Raw genomic sequence first — 1740 nt, 5'->3', positions numbered from 1 at the left:
GCGGTGCGGCAGCATGGTCGTCATGACCACGTTGAGCGGTTCCGAAGCCGTCGTCGTCGCGGGCGGACGAGCGACCCGGATGGGTGGCGTCGACAAACCGGCACTGGTCGTGCACGGCCGGCGCATGCTCGACAGCGCCCTCACCGCGGTCTCGGCCTGCCGGCGCGTCACCGTCGTCGGGCCGCACCGCGACGACCTCGCCCCCGCGATCGGCCAAGTCCAGGAGACCCCCGCCGGCGGCGGTCCGGTGGCCGCGATCGCCGCCGCCCCGATCCCCCGCGACGCACCCGTCCTGACGCTCGCGTCCGATCTGCCGTTCGTCACCGCGGACACGCTGATCGCCTTGCTCGACGCGCTGAGCGCCGATCCGGACGCGGACGCCGCGTTCGCCGTCGACGGGGACGGCCGCATCCAGTTCCTGCTCGCGGCCTGGCGCGGCGCCGCGCTCGCCACGCGCCTCGACGACCTCGGCGGGGAGGTCGCGAACCAGCCGATGAAGGCGCTGCTGCCGGACCGGTACGTGACGGTCCCCGTGTCCGGCACCGCGGACTGCGACACTCCCGAGGATCTGCACCGCGCCCGCTCCGGCCGGCCCGGAACCGTCGCCGCGAACCCGGACCGTGCACGCGAGCTCGTGCGAAATGTCATGCAGCCGTTGCCCGTTCGAAAACTGCCGGTACGCGAGTCGCTCGGCGCGACCCTCTCGGCACCGCTGGTCGCGGCGGAGGCCCTGCCGCCCGTGGCGGTGTCCGCGATGGACGGATACGCGGTCGCGGGCGACGAACCGTGGACGCTGCGCAGCGAGATCCGGCGCGCGGGCTCGGACAGCGGGTTCACCCTCACCGCCGGGCAGGCCGCGCGCATCGCGACCGGTGCGCATCTGCCGCCCGGCGCGACCGCGGTCGTGCGCGACGAACACGTCGACGTCGGCGAAGGCGGGATGCTCCGCCGCCGCCCGGATGCCCCCGTCCGCGACGACACCCGCCGGCGCGGCGAGGACTGGCAGCCCGGATTCGCTCTCGCGCAACCGGGTACGGGGATCGATCCGGCGGTCGTGTCGGCCGCACTGAGCGGCGAGGTCACCGACGTCGAGGCACGCGGACCGGTGCGGGTGCACGTCGTCGTCAGCGGCGACGAGATCCGGCGCGACGGTCCGCTGCGCGCGGGCCAGACCCGCGACTCGCTCGGGCCGGTCCTCGCGCAGTTCGTCCGGTGGTGCGGCGCCGACGCGGTGAGCGAGGCGCACCTGCGCGACACCGAGGACGGGTTCGACCGGTTGCTGCACGAAACCACGGACGTGGACGCGATCGTCGTGGTCGGCGCCACCGGCGGGGGCGCCGCCGATCAGTTACGCGGTGCGCTGACCCGCGCCGGCGCACACATCGCCGTCGAACGTGTCCGGTGCAAGCCGGGCGGTTCCCAGGTCGCTGCGGCGCTGCCGGACGGCCGAGCGGTGCTGGGCCTGCCCGGCAACCCGGTCGCGGCGATCGCCACGTTGCTGGTCATGCTGCCCGCGGTGATCGACGGTCGCACCTGCCGGACCCCGGCCGTGCCGTGGACGGCCCCACTGGCGAACGCCTCGGAGGTGGTCGGAGACGTGACCCGACTGCTGCCCGCGCGCCGACTTCCCGACGGAACATGGCTGTGCGACAACGCGATCCGGACAGCGCACCTCGCCGGGTTGATCGACCGGCAGGCGATCGCGCTGGTTCCACCGGGCGCGGCCGACGGCGATCTCGT

The 1740-nt window shown here is 74.7% G+C and carries 1 protein-coding gene; it reads left to right on the top strand.

Going from position 1 to position 1740, the window contains the following annotated elements:
• Positions 1-22 precede the first annotated feature (22 nt).
• Positions 23-1740, top strand: a 1718-nt coding sequence (locus I0Q12_RS15710) for an NTP transferase domain-containing protein (protein ID WP_197252796.1), incomplete at its 3' end; no start/stop codon positions are given.

Source organism: Rhodococcus sp. CX (assembly GCF_015865005.1).
Classification (GTDB): domain Bacteria; phylum Actinomycetota; class Actinomycetes; order Mycobacteriales; family Mycobacteriaceae; genus Rhodococcus.
Note: the sequence above shows the minus strand (reverse complement) of the source record. Positions and strands in the feature narration are given on the sequence as shown.